The organism is Mitsuokella sp. AF21-1AC (assembly GCF_003458855.1).
Lineage (GTDB): Bacteria > Bacillota > Negativicutes > Selenomonadales > Selenomonadaceae > Mitsuokella.
Map to the genome: position 1 here is coordinate 24,517 of NZ_QRVW01000007.1, position 592 is coordinate 25,108.

1 tRNA gene and 1 rRNA gene (1 of these 2 cut by a window edge) are annotated in these 592 nt (G+C 44.8%); both read right to left on the minus strand.

Annotated elements, in window-relative coordinates:
- A 23S ribosomal RNA gene (locus DWX75_RS03810) occupies nt 1–277 on the minus strand (it extends 2,972 nt beyond the left edge of the window).
- Between the two features lie 185 nt (nt 278–462).
- Nucleotides 463–539: transfer RNA gene (locus DWX75_RS03815), tRNA-Ile, on the minus strand.
- Nucleotides 540–592: the final 53 nt, after the last annotated feature.

Sequence of the window (592 nt, forward strand, 5' to 3'; positions counted from 1 at the left end):
TGCAGTACAGAAAGCATCCTGCACATTTGCATTCAGCCCTATGGTGAGCAAATCGCATTTGATTACTCTTCCTCTGGCTACTTAGATGTTTCAGTTCACCAGGTCTGTCTTCCATGTCACACATGGATGATGCAACATAACTCGCATCGGGTTGCCCCATTCGGAAATCCATGGATCAAAGCCTACTTGCGGCTCCCCATGACTTATCGCAGCTTATCGCGTCCTTCATCGACTCGGAACGCCTAGGCATCCGCCATATGCCCTTTGTAGCTTAACTTATGTTCGCTAAAGGTATCATATCACTATGATGTCTATGCTTGAGAATCACATTTGTAATTCTCGAAAATCCTAAAATGTCCGTTCAAACCATTCTGTTCACACTGTTCATGTGTACTCGATGATTTTGATACATTTTATTTCTTCTGTGTAGTTTTCAGTGTACATATACCATTTTGTTTTTAATGGTGGGCCTAAGTGGACTTGAACTACTGACCTCACGCTTATCAGGCGTGCGCTCTAACCAGCTGAGCTATAGGCCCATAATGGTGGAGACGAGGAGAATCGAACTCCTGACCCCCTGCTTGCAAGGCAG